Raw genomic sequence first — 17,113 nt, 5'->3', positions numbered from 1 at the left:
CGAAGATCAGCCATGCCGTATGGCGACGGTCTTCAGCGTGGTGAAGCCGTAGAGCGCCTCGAAGCCCTTTTCGCGGCCATGGCCGCTGGACTTGACGCCGCCGAAGGGCAGCTCCACGCCGCCACCGGCGCCGTAGTTGTTGATGAAGACCTGGCCGCAGCGCAGGCGCCGCGCCAGACGCAGCTGGCGCGCGCCGTCGCGCGTCCACAGGCCGGCCACCAGGCCGTAGGCCGTGCCATTGGCCAGTTGCACGGCATGGTCCTCGTCATGGAAGGGCATGGCGCAGAGCACGGGGCCGAAAATCTCTTCCTGCGCCAGCCGGTGCTCGGGCGGCACGTCGCGCAGCAGGGTGGGCGCCTGGTAAAAGCCGCTGTCGGGCGCATCCTCGACGATCTGGCCCTGCGCCACCACGGCAATGCCGGCCACCTGGGCGTCGGACAGGAAGTCCCAGACACGCTGCTGCTGGCTGGCGCGGATCAGCGGCCCCAGGTCCAGGTCCATGGCGGCCGGGCCCACGCGCAGCGCCTCGAAGGCCTGGCCCAGGCGTTCGAGCAGCGGCTCGTAGATCAGCGAGTCGATCAGCACGCGCGAACCTGCCGAGCAGGTCTGGCCCGCGTTCTGCACGATGGCGTTGACGATGGCGGGCACGGCGGCATCAAGGTCCGCGTCTGCAAACACGATCTGCGGGCTCTTGCCGCCCAGCTCCAGCGTGACGGGGCAGTGGCGCTCGGCAGCCGCCTGCTGGATCAGCGTGCCCACGCCGGGGCTGCCCGTGAAGCTCAGGTGGTCTACGCCGGGATGGCGCGCCAGGGCCTCGCCCACCTCGTGACCCAGGCCGGTGACCACGTTGAAGGCACCGGCTGGAAAGCCTGCCTCGGTGGCCAGCCGCGCCACGCGCAGCACGGACAGGCAGGCGTCTTCCGAGGGCTTGACCACACAGGTATTGCCCGCGGCCAGCGCCGCGCCCACGCTGCGGCCCAGGATCTGCATGGGATAGTTCCAGGGCACGATGTGGCCGGTCACGCCGTGGGGCTCGCGCCAGGTCAGGGCGCTGTAGCCCTGCTGGTAGGGCAGGGTCTCACCGTGCAGCTTGTCGCAGGCGCCGGCATAGAACTCGAAGTAGCGCGCCAGCGCCAGCACATCGGCACGGGCCTGGCGCGTGGGCTTGCCGCAGTCGCGCTGCTCAATGGCCGTGAGTTCATCGGCATGCTGGAGCACGCTGCCCGACAGGCGCATCAGCAGGCGCCCGCGCTCTGCGGCAGAAAGCTTGCTCCAGACGCTGTCCTGGCACTCGCGCGCCGAACGCACGGCCAGGTCGATGTCCTGGGGCGAGCCGCGCTGCAGCTCGTCGAAAGCCTGCCCGTCCGACGGGTCCAGCACGGGGATCGTGCGCCCCGACTCCGTGGGCACGGACGCATTGCCGATGTAGTGGTATTGCATGGAGCCCGATTGTGGGGTGCCCGCGCCGCTTGTCCAGTCCCGGGCGTTGCTGCGTCCCCTCGATCGCCTTGGTGGCTTCAGTGGCTTCAGTCCTCGGGCCAGCCCGCGTCGCGCAGGCCCTGCCGGTCCAGCACCTCCATCTTGCCGCGCCGCAGTTGCAGGCAACCGGCCTGCTGCAGCTCCTGCAGGATCTGGTTGGTGGTCTGGCGCGACAGGCCCAGCATGCGCGCCAGCTGTTCCTGGGAAACATCCAGCTCGCGGCGCCAGCGCTGGCGGCCCTGGCCGTCCGGCTGCCACTGGTCAAAGCCTTCGGCCATGCGCACCAGACGCCGCGCCAGGCGCTGCGGCGCAGGCAGCAGCGTGTGCTCCTCCAGCGCCATCAGGCACACGCGCAGCTTGTCGGTCAGCAGCAAGGCCAGCACCTGCCAGTGTTCGGGATGGGCCGCCAGCCATGCCTGCAGTGGGGCCTGGGGCACGTGCAGCACGGTGCAGGCCGTGGCTGCCTGGGCATCGTGGGTGCGCTCGGCTCCATCGAACAGCGCGATTTCCCCCAGCCACATGGGAGGCTCCACCAGGGTCAGCAGCGCCGTGCGGGCCTGCTCGCCGCAGGCGGCCGTTCCCGAGATGCTGAGCGCACCACGCGCCACCGCATAGAGGCCGCAGGGCGGGTCGCCGCGCCGGAACAGCCAGTCGCCTGCCGCCAGCGTGCGGGGCTGGGCCAGTGCCTTGAGCTGTGCGCCCAGCTCCGGCGGCAGGGCGTGGAACCAGCGGCCCGCCTCGATGGTGGCCCAGAGATCGGCCATGCCCGGCGGGCCGGCCGCAGCACGGCGCCGTACGCCGCGCGGGGCGGCGTGGGCTGCCGGAGCTGCCGGGGCGGGTGCGGGTAAGCCCGAGGTGTGCGATGAGGCTTGTGTCGGATCCATGACAGACGCCAATCCTTGATGACACCACCATGGTTGCGCAACATCCACCGCAGGTGCAGCCTATGAAAACCCTCATCGACCAACTGTCCCAGTACGCGGACTATCACCGTGATCCACGCAACATCCTCACGCACTTCGTCGGCGTGCCGCTGATCATGTGGGCGGTGGTGATTTTGCTGGCCCGCCTGCAGTGGGCTGCCCCATTGGGCGACGGCCTGCCCGAGCTGCCATTGAGCCTGGCCCTGCTGGCGGCACTGGCGGCAGGCATCTACTACTGTCTGCTGGACCTGCGCTACGGCATCGCCATGGCCCTGGTGCTTGCCCTGATGCTGGCGCTGGCCCAGCCCATCGCCATGCTGCCGATGGGGGCTTGGCTGGGCTGGGGCCTGGGCATCTTCGCCGTGGGCTGGGTGATCCAGTTCGTGGGCCATTACTACGAGGGCCGCAAGCCGGCTTTCCTGGATGACATCGTGGGTCTGGTCATTGGGCCGCTGTTCGTGCTGGCCGAGCTGGGCTTTGCCCTGGGCCTGCGCCGCGAAGTGCAGCATGCGGTGGAGCAGCGCAGCGGGCCCGTGCAGCGGCGCGCGGGCGGCGCACACGCCTGAAAACGGCCCGGGCGCTGCAAGCTTGGCGCAGGCTTGGCGCCGTAGCATGGCAGGCGTTCCTGCGGAGCCATCCGTGGGGGCGTGTGCCTGCGCCTAAAATCACGCTGCTATCCCCCTGCGGGGGCTTTTTTGTTTCAACTCTCCTCATCCATCATGTCTTTCGACAAAGTCACACCGGGCAAGAACGCTCCTGAATCCTTCAACGTCGTGATCGAGATCTCGGCCAACTCCGATCCCATCAAGTACGAAGTGGACAAGGAAAGCGGCGCCGTCTTCGTGGACCGCTTCATGGGCACGGCCATGCACTACCCGGCCAACTACGGCTATGTGCCCCAGACGCTGTCCGGCGACGGCGATCCGGTGGACGTGCTGGTGATGACGCCCTTCCCGCTGCCCCCGGGCGTGGTCGTGGCCTGCCGCCCCATCGGCATCCTGCTGATGGAAGACGAGTCCGGCGTGGATGGCAAGGTCCTGGCCGTGCCCACGCAAAAGCTGCTGCCCGCCTACGACAAGATCAACTCGCTGGAAGACATCCACGAGATCACCCTCAAGCAGATCCAGCATTTCTTCGAGCACTACAAGGACCTGGAAAAGGGCAAGTGGGTCAAGGTGCTGGGCTGGAAGGGCGTGGACGAGGCCAAGAAGGAAGTCGTGGACGGCATCGCCAACTACAAGGGCTGATCCTTTTCACTCCCGTTGAGGGAGTCTCAACTGCGCTGAGGTAAATGCCCGCTTCGCAGTTGATACAATTTGAAACGCACCCGTTGCCTACGCGCCGGGTGCGTTTTTTGTTTTGTCGTGGATCAGGGTTTGGGCAGATCAATCAGGCGCTGGTGCGAGCCATCAGCCCGGGAGCGAGCAAATGAAGTTGGCAGATTGGCGCATGGGCACGAAGCTGGGCATGGGATTCCTCGTCATGGTCCTGTTCTCGGCCATCCTGGGGGCGGTGGCGTGGTTGCAACTGGCGCAGATGCACCGCAACGCATTGCATTTGTCGGATGTGGCCCTGCCCAGCATGTTCCATGCGGGCGCCATGCGCTCCGAGTACAACCGCCTGCGCCGCCACGAGGCCGGCATCGCCTCGGCGCGCAGCCTGGGCGAGGTCGATGGCTTTGCCAAGCAGGTGCAGGACCGGCTGCAGACCATCGGCGAGCATGAGACGGCTCTGCGTGCGCTGATCGACCAGCAGGCCCTGCGCGCGGCCTTTGACGACTACCTCGGCTTCAAGCAGCAGTTCCTGGCCATGCATGCGCGCCTGCTGGAGCGCGCGCGTGCCGGCAACTATTCGACCACCGAGGAGCAGGCCTTCATGGCCGACGAGATGGGGCTGATGTTCGCCGGCGAATCCGAGGCGCAGTTCGGCAAGCTGGCCGAAAGCGCCGGCCGCCTGCTGACCCTGCAGCGCGAGGCGGGCGAGCAGGCCCGCCAGCAGGCGCAGGCCGGCTTTGACCTCGCCCGCATCTGGGTGCTGGGCACGCTGGCCGTGGTGGTTGCCATTGCCGCCCTGGTGGGCTGGGCCATCACGCGTGCCGTGACCGGCCCCGTCGCCCAGGCCGTCCATGTGGCGCGCAACGTGGCGGCCGGCCATCTGGAGACGCCGGTCACCAGCCGCCGCCGCGACGAAATGGGCCAGCTCATCAATGCGCAGGAAGACATGCGCCGCAAGCTCGCCGAGCTGGTGGGCGAGGTGCGTGGCAACGCGCAGGGCGTGGCACTGGCCGCTGGCGAGATCGCCCAGGGCAATGCCGATCTGTCGGCGCGCACCGAAAGCCAGGCCAGCGCGCTGGAGGAAACGGCAGCCTCCATGGAGCAACTGGGCGCCACCGTGCGGCAGAACGCCGACAGCGCACGCCAGGCCAACCAGATGGCGGCCTCCGCATCGGGCATCGCCGCGCGTGGCGGCGAAGTCGTGGCCCAGGTGGTGGACACCATGAAGGGCATCAACGACAGCAGCCGCCAGATCGCGGACATCATCGGCGTGATCGATGGCATTGCCTTCCAGACCAACATTCTTGCGCTGAACGCGGCCGTGGAAGCGGCCCGCGCAGGCGAGCAGGGCCGGGGCTTTGCCGTGGTGGCGGGCGAGGTCCGTTCGCTGGCCCAGCGCAGCGCCGAGGCGGCCAAGGAGATCAAGGCGCTGATCCAGGCCAGCGAGCAGCGCGTGGAGCAGGGCACGCAGCTGGTGGACAAGGCGGGCGAGACGATGTCGGAAATCGTCACCGCCATCCGGCGCGTGACGGACATCATGGGCGAGATCAGCGCGGCCAGCAGCGAGCAGAGCGCGGGCGTGGCCCAGGTGGGCGATGCCATCACGCAGATGGACCAGGCCACGCAGCAGAACGCGGCCCTGGTGGAGCAAAGCGCCGCCGCCGCCCAGTCGCTGCAGCAGCAGGCACAGGCCATGGTGGCCTCGGTCTCGGTATTCCGCACGGCGGCTGCCGATGCGCCAGCTGTCACTGTGGCGACTGCCGCAGCATCGCGCGCAACGGTTGTTGCCTCCTTGGCATCGCGTCCGGCCCTGGCTCCCATGGCCGCCAGGCCGGCACAACAGATCGCTGCGGCCACCCCGGCCAAGGCCACCAAGGCCGCCAAGACGACCACCGCCGACGATGAGGAGTGGGCCGCGTTCTGAGGCCTCACGCGCAGTTCGGCTTCCTTTTCTGGCGGCCCCATGCTTTGCATGGGGCCGCTTTCCTTTTGCGTCTGGCGCTGAGCTGGCGCGAGACGGGAGCGAGAGGCTGTGGCACAAATCTGCCAGTGAAGGTTTCTGCCTACTACCAGTACCTGAACTTGTCCTGAACAATGCCTGGATACTGGCAGAATGTAAGTGGATGTAGTCCTATTCTTACAGCGTGAACAATGGCGGCTTCTGGCGCCGCTCCCTAGGAACGAAGGGGTATCCCGTGATCACCTTGTTCTCATGGCCGCCACGCCTGGCGGCAATCAGTCTTCCAGCGGACCTCGCCACCGCGGTGGCCCTCCCTCTCCAATCCTTGCCCTCAAGCCGACTTGCGCGGTTGCGGCAGATCTGTTTTTGCGAAGTCCGCGCCGGGCCTGGCTGACGCCTGTCCATGGCGCAACACAAAGCCAGGCACAACAAGATGGCAGGACTTCGACAAGAAAGACGAACGTGAAAAACCTCAAGATCTCAACGCGCATGCTGGGCACCTTCGGCCTGCTGGTAGTGCTGCTGCTGGCCGTGGTGGCTGCGGCGCTGGTGCAGTTGCGCGCCATGCGCGCCAGCATGGAAGTCATCACGGGCAACGTCATGCCCAGCGTGGAAGTGATCAACCAGATCGGCACCGATGTCGTGCGCACGCGCCTTCTGGAAGTGCGCCATGTCAACAATGACGATGCCGCCTACAAGACCGATTCGGAAAAGCAGCTGGAACAACTGCAGCGCCGCCTGGCCGAGCGCAAGAAGGCCTATGAGCCGCTGCTGTCATCGGACGAAGAACGCAGGCTCTACGCGCAACTGGTCCAGGAACGCGAGCGCTACCAGCAACTGAGCCAGCAGGTGCTGGCGCTGTCGCGTCAGGGCGAGAAGGAAAAGGCCCAGGCGGTGCTGGGCGGCGAGTCGCTGAAGCTCTACAACGATTCGTCGAACACGCTGGATCTGCTGGTCAAGCTCAACAGTGATGCCGCCTTGCAGGAAAGCCGCAACGCCGAGGCCGTGTACGGGCGCTCGGTCGTCGTCCTCAGCGTGGCGGCGCTGGCGGCCGTGCTGCTGGCCGTGCTGGCCGGCCTGTGGCTGACGCGCTCCATCCGCGCGCCGCTGGCGCATGCGGTCGATGCCGCAGACCGCGTGGCCAACGGCGACCTGGGCGGGACCATCCGCATCGACCGCAATGACGAAACCGGCCTGCTGCTGGGCGCGCTGCAGCGCATGCAATCGAGCCTGGTGCAGACCGTGCGCAGCGTGCGCCAGAACGCCGAAGGCGTGGCCTCGGCCAGCGCGCAGATTGCCTCCGGCAATGCCGACCTGTCCAGCCGCACGGAAGAGCAGGCCAGTGCCCTGGAGCAGACGGCAGCCTCCATGGAGGAGCTGGGCTCCACCGTGCGCCAGAACGCCGACAACGCACGCCAGGCCAATCAGCTGGCGCTCAATGCATCCAGCGTTGCGCGCCGTGGCGGCGACGTGGTGGCCGAGGCTGTGGAGACCATGAAGGGCATCAACGACAGCAGCCGGCGCATCGGCGACATCATCGGCGTGATTGACTCCATTGCTTTCCAGACCAACATCCTCGCGCTCAATGCTGCCGTGGAGGCGGCCCGCGCAGGTGAGCAGGGCCGGGGCTTTGCCGTGGTCGCGGGCGAGGTGCGATCGCTGGCGCAGCGCAGCGCCGAGGCCGCCAAGGAAATCAAGGCGCTGATCACGGCCAGCGTGGAGCGTGTGGAGCAGGGCTCGCAACTGGTGGACCGCGCAGGCACGACCATGACCGAAGTGGTGGCCGCCATCGGCCGGGTCACCGACATCATGGGCGAGATCAGCTCGGCCAGCACCGAGCAGAGCTCCGGCGTGGCCCAGGTTGGCGAAGCCGTCACGCAGATGGACCAGACCACGCAGCAGAACGCGGCCCTGGTCGAGGAAAGCGCGGCCGCCGCTGCCTCGCTGCGCAAGCAGGCGCAGGACCTGGTCGAGGCCGTGGCCGTCTTCCAGTTGCCCCGTGGCGCCACGGACAGCCATGCGCATGTGCCGCACAGGGTGGCGGCACCGGCCAGCCCCGCAGCGCGCCCCGCAGCCCCGCCTGTCCGGCCCGCTCCACCCGCCAGTCCTGCGCGGCCTGCGGCCCTGGGCGGCGGCGGTGCGCCTGCAGGCGGCGAGACGCTGGCCCGCCGGCTTGAGCGCGATGCCACACCCCCCATCCGGCCGCGCGCCGGACCCACGCAGGCCGGCAAGCCGGCACCACGCCAGCCCGGCCAGCCCGGTCAGGGCGATGACGACTGGGAAACCTTCTGAGCCCTACCCCTGGCGCAGCGGGCTGTGGGCCTGCAGCTCCTGCAGATAGCCGGCCATGCCCTCGCCCTCGCGGTCCAGAAAGCGCGAGATGGCATCGGCAAAGGACGGGTGGGCAATCCAGTGGGCGCTGGGGGTGACCACGGGCAACAGCGCCCGTGCCATCTTGTGCTCGCCCTGCGCGCCTCCCTCGAAGTGCGCAATCCCGCGTTCTATGCACCAGGCGATGGGCTGGTAGTAGCAGGCCTCGAAATGCAGGCAATCCACGCGCTCCAGTGCGCCCCAGTAGCGGCCGTAGGCGGTTCCCTGCGGGGTCTGCGGCGCGTGGGCGCGCCCGCCTGGATGGCCCGCTGACAGCCTTGCGGCCGCAGCATCCAGCGCGATCAGGCTGCAGGCCATGGGCTGGCCGTCGCGCTCGGCGATGAACATCAGCCAGGCCTCGGGCATCTGGCGCGCCATGGCCTCGAAGAAGGCCGGTTCGAGGTACGGGGCGTTGCCATGCTCCAGGTAGGTTCGCTCGTGGCAGCGGTAGAAAAAGGCCCAGTCCTGTGCGCCCATGTCCGGCCCGTGCAGGGCCCGAAAGCGCACGCCGGCCTCATGCACCTTGCGCCTTTCCTGGCGTATCTTCTTGCGCTTTTCCTGGTTCAGCGTCGCCAGAAAGTGTTCGAAATCGCCGTGCCCGGCGCCATCGGCGCCCTGGTTGGTCCAGTGGAACTGCACGGTGCTGCGCTGCATCCAGCCGTCGGCATCGCAGGCTGCCAGATCCTCTGCATCGCTGAACAGCAGGTGCAGCGAAGACAGCTGCTGCGCCTGGGCCCATTCGCGCACCGCGCGCACCAGGGCTGCACGCAGCAAGGGCGTGCGCGCCAGCAGGCGGCTGCCCGGCACGGGCGTGAAAGGCACGGCCAGCACGCCCTTGGGGTAGTAGTCCAGCCCATGCTGGGCGTAGGCACGTGCCCAGGCAAAGTCGAACACGTACTCGCCATAGGAGTGCGCCTTGGCGTAGACCGGGCAGGCGGCGACCAGCTCGCCGCCCTGCCAGAGCGTGACCACGCGGCCGGCCCAGCCGGTTTGCGGCACGGCGCTGCCGCTGGATTCCAGCGCGCTCAGGTACTCGTGGCGCATGAAGGGAGTGGGCGCGGCCTGCGATGCCAGCAGCGCATTCCAGGCCTGGGCATCGAGCTGCTGCACGCTGTCCAGCACGCGGGTGATAATTGCGGTTTCAGCCATGCCATTCCTTGCAGGCCGGTGTGACGCGCGCTGCCGCCTTTCGCTGTGGGGTGGCCTTGTCGGCCCTGTTGGCTCCATTGCATTCCATGACGCTCTCCATCTGCACTGCCCAGCTCAACTTTGTCGTGGGCGACCTGCCCGGCAATGTCCAGAAAATCATTGCCGCAGCCCGTGAAGCTTATGCCACGGGAGCACGCTTGCTGCTGACGCCCGAGCTTGCCCTGTGCGGCTATGCGGCCGAAGACCTGTATCTGCGCCCCGCCTTTCTGGATGCCTGCGACCAGGCCGTGCAGCAGCTTGCGCTGGAGACCGCGCAATGGCCGGGCCTGGCGCTGGTGCTGGGCCATCCCTGGCGCGACCAGGGCGCCGTTGGCGCGTTGCGCAATGCGGCCAGCGTGCTGCGCGACGGGCGCGTGGAATGCAGCCATGCCAAGCAATGCCTGCCCAACTACGGCGTGTTCGACGAGCAGCGCTACTTTGTGGCCGGCCAATCGCCCTGCGTGATCGAAGTGCAGGGCGTGCACGTGGGCCTGCTGATCTGCGAGGACGCCTGGCATCCCGAACCCGCACGCGCCGCCGCTCAGGCCGGTGCGCAATTGCTGGCCGTGATCAATGCCTCGCCCTTCCATGAGGGCAAGCAGGCCGAACGCGAAGCCACGCTGGCCGCGCGTGCGTGCGAGACCGGCCTGCCCCTGGTCTACGCACATCTGATTGGCGGCCAGGATGAAATCGTCTTTGATGGCAGCTCCTTTGCCGTGCAGGCGGACGGCTCCATTGCCGCGCGCGCGCCGGCCTTTGCCGAGGCCTTGCCGCGGGTGGAGGTCCGCACGGGCGGGCATGCGCTGGTGCTGGCAGGCGAGGTGATTGCGCAGCCAGGGCACCTGCCGGCGCTGTGGTCCGCCCTGGTGCTGGCCGTGCGCGACTACGTGGGCAAGAACCGTTTCCCCGGCGCCCTGCTGGGCCTGTCGGGCGGTATCGACTCGGCCCTGGTGCTGGCGATTGCAGTCGATGCCCTGGGAGCGGACAAGGTGCATACGGTGATGATGCCTTCGCCCTATACGGCCGACATCAGCTGGATTGACGCGCGTGACATGGCTGAGCGCGTGGGCGTGCGCTATGACGAAATCTCCATCGCGCCCCAGTTCGAGGCCTTCAAGGCCGCCCTGGCCCCGGCCTTCGCGGGCCGCGCCGAGGACACGACCGAAGAAAATCTGCAGGCCCGCATCCGTGGCACCTTGCTGATGGGCCTGTCCAACAAGTTCGGCTCCGTGGTGCTGACCACCGGCAACAAGAGCGAGATGTCCACCGGCTACTGCACGCTCTATGGCGACATGGCAGGCGGCTTCGCGGTGATCAAGGACGTGCTCAAGACCGAGGTCTTTGCGCTGGCGCGCTGGCGCAATGCCAACGATCCGTTCGGCACGGGGCTGGACCCCATCCCGGATCGCATCATCACGCGCCCGCCCAGCGCCGAACTGCGCCCTGACCAGAAAGACCAGGACAGCCTGCCCGCTTATGAGGTGCTCGATGCCATCGTGCGCCGTTACATGGAAAATAACGAAAGCATCGCTTCCATCGTGGCCGACGGATACGCCAGCGCCGATGTGGAGCGAGTGACGCGCCTGATCCAGATCAATGAGTACAAACGCCGCCAGGCGCCCGTGGGGCCGCGACTGACGCGCCGCAGCTTCGGCAAGGATTGGCGCTACCCCATCACCAACCGCTTTCGCGCTTGAAGCACCTGAGGCGGCGGGGTTTCCCGGCCAGCCGTCTTGCCCCGTATTGCATGCACTGAGGAGTTCACCCCATGAAAATGATCACCGCCATCATCAAGCCGTTCAAGCTGGAAGAGGTCCGCGAGGCGCTGGCCGACTGCGGCGTCAACGGCCTGACCGTCACCGAGGTCAAGGGCTTTGGCCGCCAGAAGGGCCATACCGAGCTTTACCGCGGCGCTGAGTACGTGGTGGACTTCCTGCCCAAGGTGAAGATCGAGGTCGTGGTCCGCACCGAGGACGTGGACCGCTGCGTGGATGCCATCGTCAACGTGGCGCGCACGGGCAAGATCGGTGACGGCAAGATCTTCGTCACGGCCGTGGAGCGCGTGGTGCGCATCCGTACCGGCGAGCTCGACGACGGAGCCATTTGAGTCCGAGAGCAGGGCAGGGCGCATTCGGCGCCCTGCATTCCTGATATCTCGACGCTGGCGGCCATCCTCTCAAGGGTGGCCGTTTCCGTTTCCGCTTCTGTTCAGATCACGGCGCGCAAGGGCGCAGTCTCCAGGCCCGTGCCGGCGTTCTGCACCAGCGATTGCAGCAGCGTGGGGATGTCGCTGCCGCTTTCGATCAGTCCCATCTGCCACTCACCCATGAAGCCATGGCCCACGCAGGTCTGCAGGAACTGCAGCATGCTGTCGTAGTAGCCATCCACATTGAGCAGGCCGATGGGCTTGTCGTGGTAGCGCAGCTGGCGCCAGGTCCAGACCTCGAACAATTCCTCGAAGGTGCCTATGCCGCCGGGCAGGGCGACGAAGGCATCGCTGCGCTCGGCCATCATGGCCTTGCGCTCGTGCATGGTCTGGACGATGTGCAGTTCATCGCAGGCATGGTTGGCCAGTTCCTTGTCCACCAGCGCCTGCGGGATCACGCCCACGACGCGGCCGCCGGCCTGCCGCGTGGCCTCGGCCACCTCCCCCATCAGGCCGCTGCGGCCGCCTCCATAGACCAGCTGGCCGCCGTGCTCACCGATCCAGCGGCCGGTGGCGCGGGCCGCCTCGATGAATCCGGGCTGGTCGCCGGGGCGCGAGCCGCAATACACACAAATGGAAAACGTGGGATTTGTCATGCAATGAACCGTTGATAGAGGGCGGCCAGCCAGACGCCGGCGCACAGCAGCAGCGCCAGCATCACGGCCGCGCTGCCCATGTCCTTGGCCTGCTTGGACAGAACGTGCCATTCGGGGCCTATGCGATCGACCACGGCCTCGATGCCGCTGTTGAGCAGCTCCACGATCAGCACCAGCAAGACCGTGCCCGCCAGCAGTGCGACCTCGATCCAGCTGCTTCCCAGCCAGAAGGCGGCAGGGATCAGCACGATGGCGGCCAGCGCTTCCTGGCGGAAGGCTTTTTCATTCCATCCGGCGCGAAGGCCTGAGAGCGAATAGCCTGCTGCGTGCCAGACACGCGTCAGGCCTGTGCGGCTTTTCTGGGGATTGACAGGTGCACTGTCGGTCGGGTCGGGAGATGCGGCGGGCATGCTTGCGAGTGTAGGAGATGCGACGCTGCCTCTGGGCCTGTCAGCGCTTTTTCCTGGGTGCCGGTGCCTGGTGGATCAACTGGGTGCCAGCCCATGCGTCATGCCAGAACTGGCGGCGCGGATGAAAGCGGCTGAGCAGCGCCCAGAGCGCCACCCACAGCACCAGCAGCATCAGCGTGGTCAGTGCAGGCACGCCGGTCGAATAGGCCGCCAGTGGCGGCAGCAGCCAGATCCAGCTGAACACATAGCGCCGCAGCGCGCGCAACTGGCTGACGGGCTGGCCTGCCGCATCCACCAGGCGGATGTGCCAGGTCTTCATGGCCAGCGTCTGGCCCTTGGACCAGAACCAGACGAAATAGATGCCCAGCACCACGAACATGAAGGCCTGCAGCGCATGGCGGTTGTCCATGGCATTGCGTGTTTGCGACAGGGTGCCGAACAGATAGCCTGCAATGAAGACCACGCCGAACAGCAGCATGCCCTCGTAGAGCCAGCAGGCCATGCGCCGCGCCAGTCGCGGGGCCATCTGTGGGGAGGCTGCGATTGCGGCTGCCGTTGTGGAGGCGGGGGATGTGGCGTTCGTCATGCGGACGGGGAGATCGGTGCGTCAGTGCGTCAATGCGAGAGGGGCGCTTCGCCGTGCGATGGCTGGGATGCAGCATCGGGGCTGTCATGCAGTTCCATGGGCGGCAAAGGCATGGGCGTGGCCGAGGGCACTTCCACCGGCGCCGTCTCCACCAGCGCCGGCGGGCGCACGGGATGGGTTTCCACAGCCGCAGGGGATGGGGCAGGGGGTACGGGAAGCGGCGGGTTGTAGATGGTGGCGGGCGGAATCTTCGGAGGATTCGGAATGGTGGCCGGAGCCACCGAGGCAGCGGGAATCCGCGCCAGCCGCTTGGGGGCCACGGGCTCTATGGCGGTGGCGGCGCCTTTGGCCTTGGGCGCGGCGCGCGCGGCCAGCAGGCGTTTTTCCTCGTCGCTGAGCGCCTGGTAGGCCTCCCACTGGGCGCGCTTGTCCGTGGCCAGGCGGTTGGTCAGGGCGAAATTCAGGCGGGCCTGGCTGCGCTGCTGGGCGCTGAGGCTGGACCAGGTCTGCATGCGATCGCGCAGCTTTTCCTGCTCTTTTTCACTGAGCTTGTCCCAGCCCTCGGCCAGCGCCATCCAGCGGCGCTTTTGCAGCGCGTCCATCATGGACCAGCGCTCGGACAGGGGTTCAAGCACGCTGCTCTGCGCCGGTGTCAGCTCTGCCCAGCGCGGGCCGGAGGCCAGGTCCGTGGCGCGCTGGCGTGTGGCTGCATCACCGTGCAGGGTCTTGGAGGCTGCGATCGTGGCCGGCGAGACGGTGCTGGGTGCCAGCCGTACCTGCTGCACGACGCGCCAGCCGGTCCAGGCCAGCGCCATCAACAGCACCGCCGCCAGGATGGCGGCGGCTGAGCGGTGGAACGCGGCGCGTGAATCAGTGGGCATGCAGGCAGGCAAGGCGGGGATCAGCGTTCCGTGTTGGTGGCCGAAGTCTTCAGGTACTGGATGAAGCCGGGGTCGGCGTAGGCGGCGGGCGGCAGATCATCGGTCAGCAAGGCGGTATCCACCTCGGCAACCTCGGTCAGACCTGTCTGGTCCGTCTGCACGTTGACGACCACCAGGCCAACGATCAACGCCAGCACCGGCACGGCCGAGATCAGCGCGCGCCACCAGGTGCCGCCCTCGTCGCCCGAACCCAGCGTCAGCGTGCCGCCCTGGGCCTGGGTTGCGCTGGCGGTCTGCAGCGGTGCGGCGCGCAGTTCGCGCCGGCGAACGGACAGGGCGCGCTCGCGCCCAGCGCGCAGCCGCTCGGTGATGTCGTATGGCAGCAACGCCTCGCCATCACCCAGGCGCGCGGTGATCCGGCGTGCGATGCGGTCGGCCGCCATTTCGCTGTGGAGAGTGAGAGTGGGCGCAGTCTTCATAGCTCGATTCCTTTGGCCTTCAGTGCCTTGCTCAATGTCTGGATGGCGCGGAAACAATGTGTTTTTACACTTCCTTCGGAACACCCCATCGCGGCAGCGGTCTCCGCGACGTCCATCTCTTCCCAATAACGCATCAGGAAAGCTTCGCGTTGACGTGCTGGAAGCTCCTGTATCTCTTTTTCAATGCTTTGCAAAATCTGGGCCCGCTCGGTCAGATCTTCGGCGCTGCGGGCGGTTTCGCCGTTCTGGCCGGAGTCGGCATAGGTTTCGAGCCAGTCGAAGTCCGCATCGTCGCCGGCCGAGGCCTCCAGATCGCTCATGCGGGTGAAGAGGGCGTTCTGCGTTTTTTGCCTGCGAAACCAGTCCAGCGTGCTGTTGGACAGGATGCGCTGGAACAGCATGGGCAGCTCGTTGATGGGCTTGTCGCCATAGTGCTGCGCCAGCTTGAGCATGCTGTCCTGCACGATGTCCAGCGCCGCCTCCTCATCCCGGACGTGAAAAAAGCTGCGCTTGAAGGCTCGCTTTTCTACGCTTTTGAGGAAGTCGGATAGTTCTTGCTCGGTTGCCAAAAGGAACGCAGGCCCGGATGAGGGGCTCGTTGATGAGGGGCTGAACGGGTGCGGGGCCTGATTATCGCACCGCACTGTCAATTTTTTTCGCAGGATTGTGCGCAGGCTTGTTGCAGTGCGATAATGTCTGCTGCAATTCAAAAAGGCAAACGGGTCACGGTCCGGCGTTTACTCACTCGCCCATGTCTGTTGGTCCTAAGTCCCGCACCGGCCTCACAAGGGCTTCAGGCAAGGGGCACCCAAGGTTTTTCGTTAGAGAAATTCACAAAGGTTGATCATGGAAATTTCCAAAGCCGAGTACTCCAGCGCGGCAGCAGCGGCGTCGCAGTCCCATGCATCCCAGGAGCTGATGGGCTCCGAGATCCTCGTCAAGTCCCTGCAGGCCGAAGGTGTCAAGCAGCTTTGGGGCTATCCGGGCGGTGCGGTTCTGTACATCTACGACGCCCTCTACAAACAAGATTCCATTCAGCATGTGCTGGTGCGCCATGAACAGGCGGCCGTGCATGCGGCAGACGGTTTTGCCCGTGCCACGGGTGAAGTCGGCGTGGCCCTGGTGACCTCGGGTCCCGGTCTGACCAACGCCGTGACCGGCATTGCCACCGCCTACACCGATTCCATTCCCCTGGTCGTGATCAGCGGCCAGACCTCGACGGCCTACATCGGCACCGATGCGTTCCAGGAATGCGACACCGTCGGCATCACCCGCCCCATCGTCAAGCACAACTTCCTGGTGAAGGATGTGCGCGAGCTGGCGGACACGATGAAGAAGGCCTTCCACATCGCGCGCACCGGCCGTCCCGGCCCCGTGGTGGTGGACATTCCCAAGGACGTGTCCTTCAAGAAGGCGCTCTACGCCGGCTACCCCGAGAAGGTGGAGATGCGCTCCTACAACCCGGTGCGCAAGGGCCATGCCGGCCAGATCCGCAAGGCGCTGCAGTTGCTGCTGGCCGCCAAGCGACCCTACATCTACACGGGCGGCGGCGTTCTGCTGGGCAATGCCTGCAACGAGCTGCGCACGCTGGTGGACATGCTGGGCTACCCGGTCACGCATACGCTGCTGGGCCTGGGCGCCTATCCGGCCAGCGACCGCAAGTTCCTGGGCATGCTGGGCATGCACGGCACCATCGAAGCCAACAATGCCATGCAGAACTGCGACGTGCTGCTGGCGGTGGGTGCACGCTTCGATGACCGCGTGATCGGCAACCCCAAGCATTTCATGTCGGTGGAGCGCAAGATCATCCACATCGACATCGATCCCTCTTCCATCTCCAAGCGCGTGAAGGTGGACGTGCCCATCGTGGGCGACGTCAAGGAGGTGCTGACCGAGCTGATCTCCATGATCCGCGAGGCAAGTGCCCGTCCCGATGCAGCGGCCCTGGGCCAATGGTGGGAGACCATCGAAGGCTGGCGCAGCCGCGACTGCCTGCAGTACAGCCGTGGCGATGGCTCGGTCATCAAGCCCCAGTACGTGGTGGAGACGCTGTGGAACATGACCCGCGACGCCGATGCCTACATCACGTCCGACGTGGGCCAGCACCAGATGTGGGCCGCGCAGTACTACCGCTTTGACGAGCCGCGCCGCTGGATCAACTCCGGCGGCCTGGGCACCATGGGCGTGGGCCTGCCCTACGCCATGGGCATCAAGCTGGCCAAGCCTGAATCCGAGGTGTTCTGCATCACGGGTGAAGGCTCCATCCAGATGAATATCCAGGAGCTGGCCACCTGCCTGCAGTACAACACGCCGGTCAAGGTGGTGTCGCTGAACAACCGCTACCTGGGCATGGTGCGCCAGTGGCAGGAGATCGAGTACTCGGGCCGCTACAGCAGCAGCTACATGGACTCGTTGCCCAACTTCGTGAAGCTGGCTGAGGCCTATGGCCACGTGGGCATGCTGATCGAGCGCCCCGAGGACGTGGAGCCCGCCCTGCGCGAGGCACGCAAGCTCAAGGACCGCACGGTGTTCATGGACTTCCGTACCGATCCCACCGAGAATGTGTTCCCCATGGTGCAGGCCGGCCGTGGGATCACCGAGATGCTGCTGGGAGCTGACGACCTCTGAGCATGGTCCCTTGCGGGATCTGCCCAGGTTCATTCCTGCCGCATCCGTTCCAGTGAGCCGTCCTCGAGGCGGCCCCTTTTTGACGAATCTATTGCCTGCCAAGCCCGACGTTTACCGGCGCCGGGGGAGGGCA

General features: G+C 66.6%; 16 protein-coding genes. 7 read left to right on the top strand and 9 right to left on the bottom strand.

Annotated elements, in window-relative coordinates; translation table 11 throughout:
• Window positions 1-6: 6 nt before the first annotated feature.
• Window positions 7-1,440: an aldehyde dehydrogenase family protein gene (locus tag ACUTR7_RS11625; protein ID WP_012206681.1), complete on the bottom strand. Its 1,434-nt coding sequence runs from the start codon at window positions 1,438-1,440 to the stop codon at window positions 7-9.
• 86 nt (window positions 1,441-1,526) lie between these two features.
• Entirely contained in the window at window positions 1,527-2,363 is an 837-nt protein-coding gene (locus tag ACUTR7_RS11620) for a Crp/Fnr family transcriptional regulator (protein ID WP_013801494.1), read from the bottom strand.
• Between the two features lie 62 nt (window positions 2,364-2,425).
• Here ACUTR7_RS11620 and ACUTR7_RS11615 point away from each other — a divergent pair, with 62 nt between their 5' ends.
• The 4 genes from ACUTR7_RS11615 to ACUTR7_RS11600 all read left to right on the top strand — a co-directional run bounded on the left by ACUTR7_RS11615 (window position 2,426) and on the right by ACUTR7_RS11600 (window position 7,928).
• Window positions 2,426-2,968, top strand: coding sequence for an Mpo1 family 2-hydroxy fatty acid dioxygenase (locus tag ACUTR7_RS11615; RefSeq protein ID WP_012206679.1), 543 nt, complete (start codon window positions 2,426-2,428; stop codon window positions 2,966-2,968).
• Window positions 2,969-3,121: 153 nt separating this feature from the next.
• Window positions 3,122-3,649, top strand: coding sequence for an inorganic diphosphatase (gene ppa, locus ACUTR7_RS11610; protein WP_046987851.1), 528 nt, complete (start codon window positions 3,122-3,124; stop codon window positions 3,647-3,649).
• Between the two features lie 181 nt (window positions 3,650-3,830).
• Window positions 3,831-5,600, top strand: a complete 1,770-nt coding sequence (locus ACUTR7_RS11605) for a methyl-accepting chemotaxis protein (RefSeq protein ID WP_445608894.1) — start codon at window positions 3,831-3,833, stop codon at window positions 5,598-5,600.
• A gap of 498 nt (window positions 5,601-6,098) precedes the next feature.
• The gene (locus ACUTR7_RS11600; RefSeq protein WP_445608893.1) at window positions 6,099-7,928 is read left to right on the top strand and encodes a methyl-accepting chemotaxis protein; all 1,830 of its coding nucleotides are present in this window, start codon (window positions 6,099-6,101) and stop codon (window positions 7,926-7,928) included.
• Window positions 7,929-7,931: 3 nt separating this feature from the next.
• On the opposite strand, the gene ACUTR7_RS11595 is transcribed toward ACUTR7_RS11600, so the two are convergent.
• A complete protein-coding gene (locus ACUTR7_RS11595; protein WP_207442277.1) occupies window positions 7,932-9,155 on the bottom strand; it encodes a GNAT family N-acetyltransferase in 1,224 nt (407 codons plus the stop codon).
• 86 nt (window positions 9,156-9,241) lie between these two features.
• On the opposite strand from ACUTR7_RS11595, the gene ACUTR7_RS11590 reads away from it, so the two are divergent.
• Together ACUTR7_RS11590 and ACUTR7_RS11585 are read left to right on the top strand one after the other, a co-directional pair.
• Window positions 9,242-10,891 (top strand): NAD+ synthase, encoded by a 1,650-nt coding sequence (locus tag ACUTR7_RS11590; protein WP_445608892.1) that lies wholly within the window; start codon window positions 9,242-9,244, stop codon window positions 10,889-10,891.
• 71 nt (window positions 10,892-10,962) lie between these two features.
• Window positions 10,963-11,301: a P-II family nitrogen regulator gene (locus tag ACUTR7_RS11585; RefSeq protein WP_012206673.1), complete on the top strand. Its 339-nt coding sequence runs from the start codon at window positions 10,963-10,965 to the stop codon at window positions 11,299-11,301.
• A 101-nt stretch (window positions 11,302-11,402) separates the two neighbouring features.
• Here ACUTR7_RS11585 and ACUTR7_RS11580 read toward each other — a convergent pair whose 3' ends face one another.
• The 6 genes from ACUTR7_RS11580 to ACUTR7_RS11555 are packed head-to-tail and all read right to left on the bottom strand — an operon-like array spanning window position 11,403 to window position 14,921.
• On the bottom strand, window positions 11,403-11,996 hold the full coding sequence (locus ACUTR7_RS11580; protein ID WP_012206672.1) for an LOG family protein: 594 nt from the start codon (window positions 11,994-11,996) through the stop codon (window positions 11,403-11,405).
• The gene (locus tag ACUTR7_RS11575) at window positions 11,993-12,406 is read right to left on the bottom strand and encodes a diacylglycerol kinase (RefSeq protein WP_043819740.1); all 414 of its coding nucleotides are present in this window, start codon (window positions 12,404-12,406) and stop codon (window positions 11,993-11,995) included. Before ACUTR7_RS11575 ends, ACUTR7_RS11580 begins: the two co-directional genes overlap by 4 nt.
• A gap of 40 nt (window positions 12,407-12,446) precedes the next feature.
• Entirely contained in the window at window positions 12,447-12,992 is a 546-nt protein-coding gene (locus tag ACUTR7_RS11570; RefSeq protein WP_034396055.1) for an RDD family protein, read from the bottom strand.
• 29 nt (window positions 12,993-13,021) lie between these two features.
• Entirely contained in the window at window positions 13,022-13,873 is an 852-nt protein-coding gene (locus ACUTR7_RS11565) for a DUF3106 domain-containing protein (RefSeq protein ID WP_013801503.1), read from the bottom strand.
• A gap of 20 nt (window positions 13,874-13,893) precedes the next feature.
• Window positions 13,894-14,352, bottom strand: a complete 459-nt coding sequence (locus ACUTR7_RS11560; protein ID WP_043819737.1) for a DUF3619 family protein — start codon at window positions 14,350-14,352, stop codon at window positions 13,894-13,896.
• Window positions 14,349-14,921 carry an RNA polymerase sigma factor gene (locus ACUTR7_RS11555; protein WP_013801505.1) on the bottom strand — a complete coding sequence of 191 codons (573 nt, stop codon included), beginning with the start codon at window positions 14,919-14,921 and terminating at the stop codon, window positions 14,349-14,351. Before ACUTR7_RS11555 ends, ACUTR7_RS11560 begins: the two co-directional genes overlap by 4 nt.
• Window positions 14,922-15,198: 277 nt before the next feature.
• Here ACUTR7_RS11555 and ACUTR7_RS11550 point away from each other — a divergent pair, with 277 nt between their 5' ends.
• Entirely contained in the window at window positions 15,199-16,980 is a 1,782-nt protein-coding gene (locus ACUTR7_RS11550) for an acetolactate synthase 3 catalytic subunit (protein WP_043819761.1), read from the top strand.
• Window positions 16,981-17,113: the final 133 nt, after the last annotated feature.

This window comes from Delftia sp. NA_296.1 (assembly GCF_052692095.1).
Note: the sequence above shows the minus strand (reverse complement) of the source record. Positions and strands in the feature narration are given on the sequence as shown.

Coding starts and splice junctions, on each gene's coding strand:
- ACUTR7_RS11605 (WP_445608894.1), top strand. CDS start 3,831: ATGAAGTTGGCAGATTGGCGCATGGGCACGAAGCTGGGCATGGGATTC.
- ppa (WP_046987851.1), top strand. CDS start 3,122: ATGTCTTTCGACAAAGTCACACCGGGCAAGAACGCTCCTGAATCCTTC.
- ACUTR7_RS11615 (WP_012206679.1), top strand. CDS start 2,426: ATGAAAACCCTCATCGACCAACTGTCCCAGTACGCGGACTATCACCGT.
- ACUTR7_RS11590 (WP_445608892.1), top strand. CDS start 9,242: ATGACGCTCTCCATCTGCACTGCCCAGCTCAACTTTGTCGTGGGCGAC.
- ACUTR7_RS11625 (WP_012206681.1), bottom strand. CDS start 1,440: ATGCAATACCACTACATCGGCAATGCGTCCGTGCCCACGGAGTCGGGG.
- ACUTR7_RS11620 (WP_013801494.1), bottom strand. CDS start 2,363: ATGGATCCGACACAAGCCTCATCGCACACCTCGGGCTTACCCGCACCC.
- ACUTR7_RS11585 (WP_012206673.1), top strand. CDS start 10,963: ATGAAAATGATCACCGCCATCATCAAGCCGTTCAAGCTGGAAGAGGTC.
- ACUTR7_RS11575 (WP_043819740.1), bottom strand. CDS start 12,406: ATGCCCGCCGCATCTCCCGACCCGACCGACAGTGCACCTGTCAATCCC.
- ACUTR7_RS11570 (WP_034396055.1), bottom strand. CDS start 12,992: ATGACGAACGCCACATCCCCCGCCTCCACAACGGCAGCCGCAATCGCA.
- ACUTR7_RS11560 (WP_043819737.1), bottom strand. CDS start 14,352: ATGAAGACTGCGCCCACTCTCACTCTCCACAGCGAAATGGCGGCCGAC.
- ACUTR7_RS11580 (WP_012206672.1), bottom strand. CDS start 11,996: ATGACAAATCCCACGTTTTCCATTTGTGTGTATTGCGGCTCGCGCCCC.
- ACUTR7_RS11595 (WP_207442277.1), bottom strand. CDS start 9,155: ATGGCTGAAACCGCAATTATCACCCGCGTGCTGGACAGCGTGCAGCAG.
- ACUTR7_RS11565 (WP_013801503.1), bottom strand. CDS start 13,873: ATGCCCACTGATTCACGCGCCGCGTTCCACCGCTCAGCCGCCGCCATC.
- ACUTR7_RS11550 (WP_043819761.1), top strand. CDS start 15,199: ATGGAAATTTCCAAAGCCGAGTACTCCAGCGCGGCAGCAGCGGCGTCG.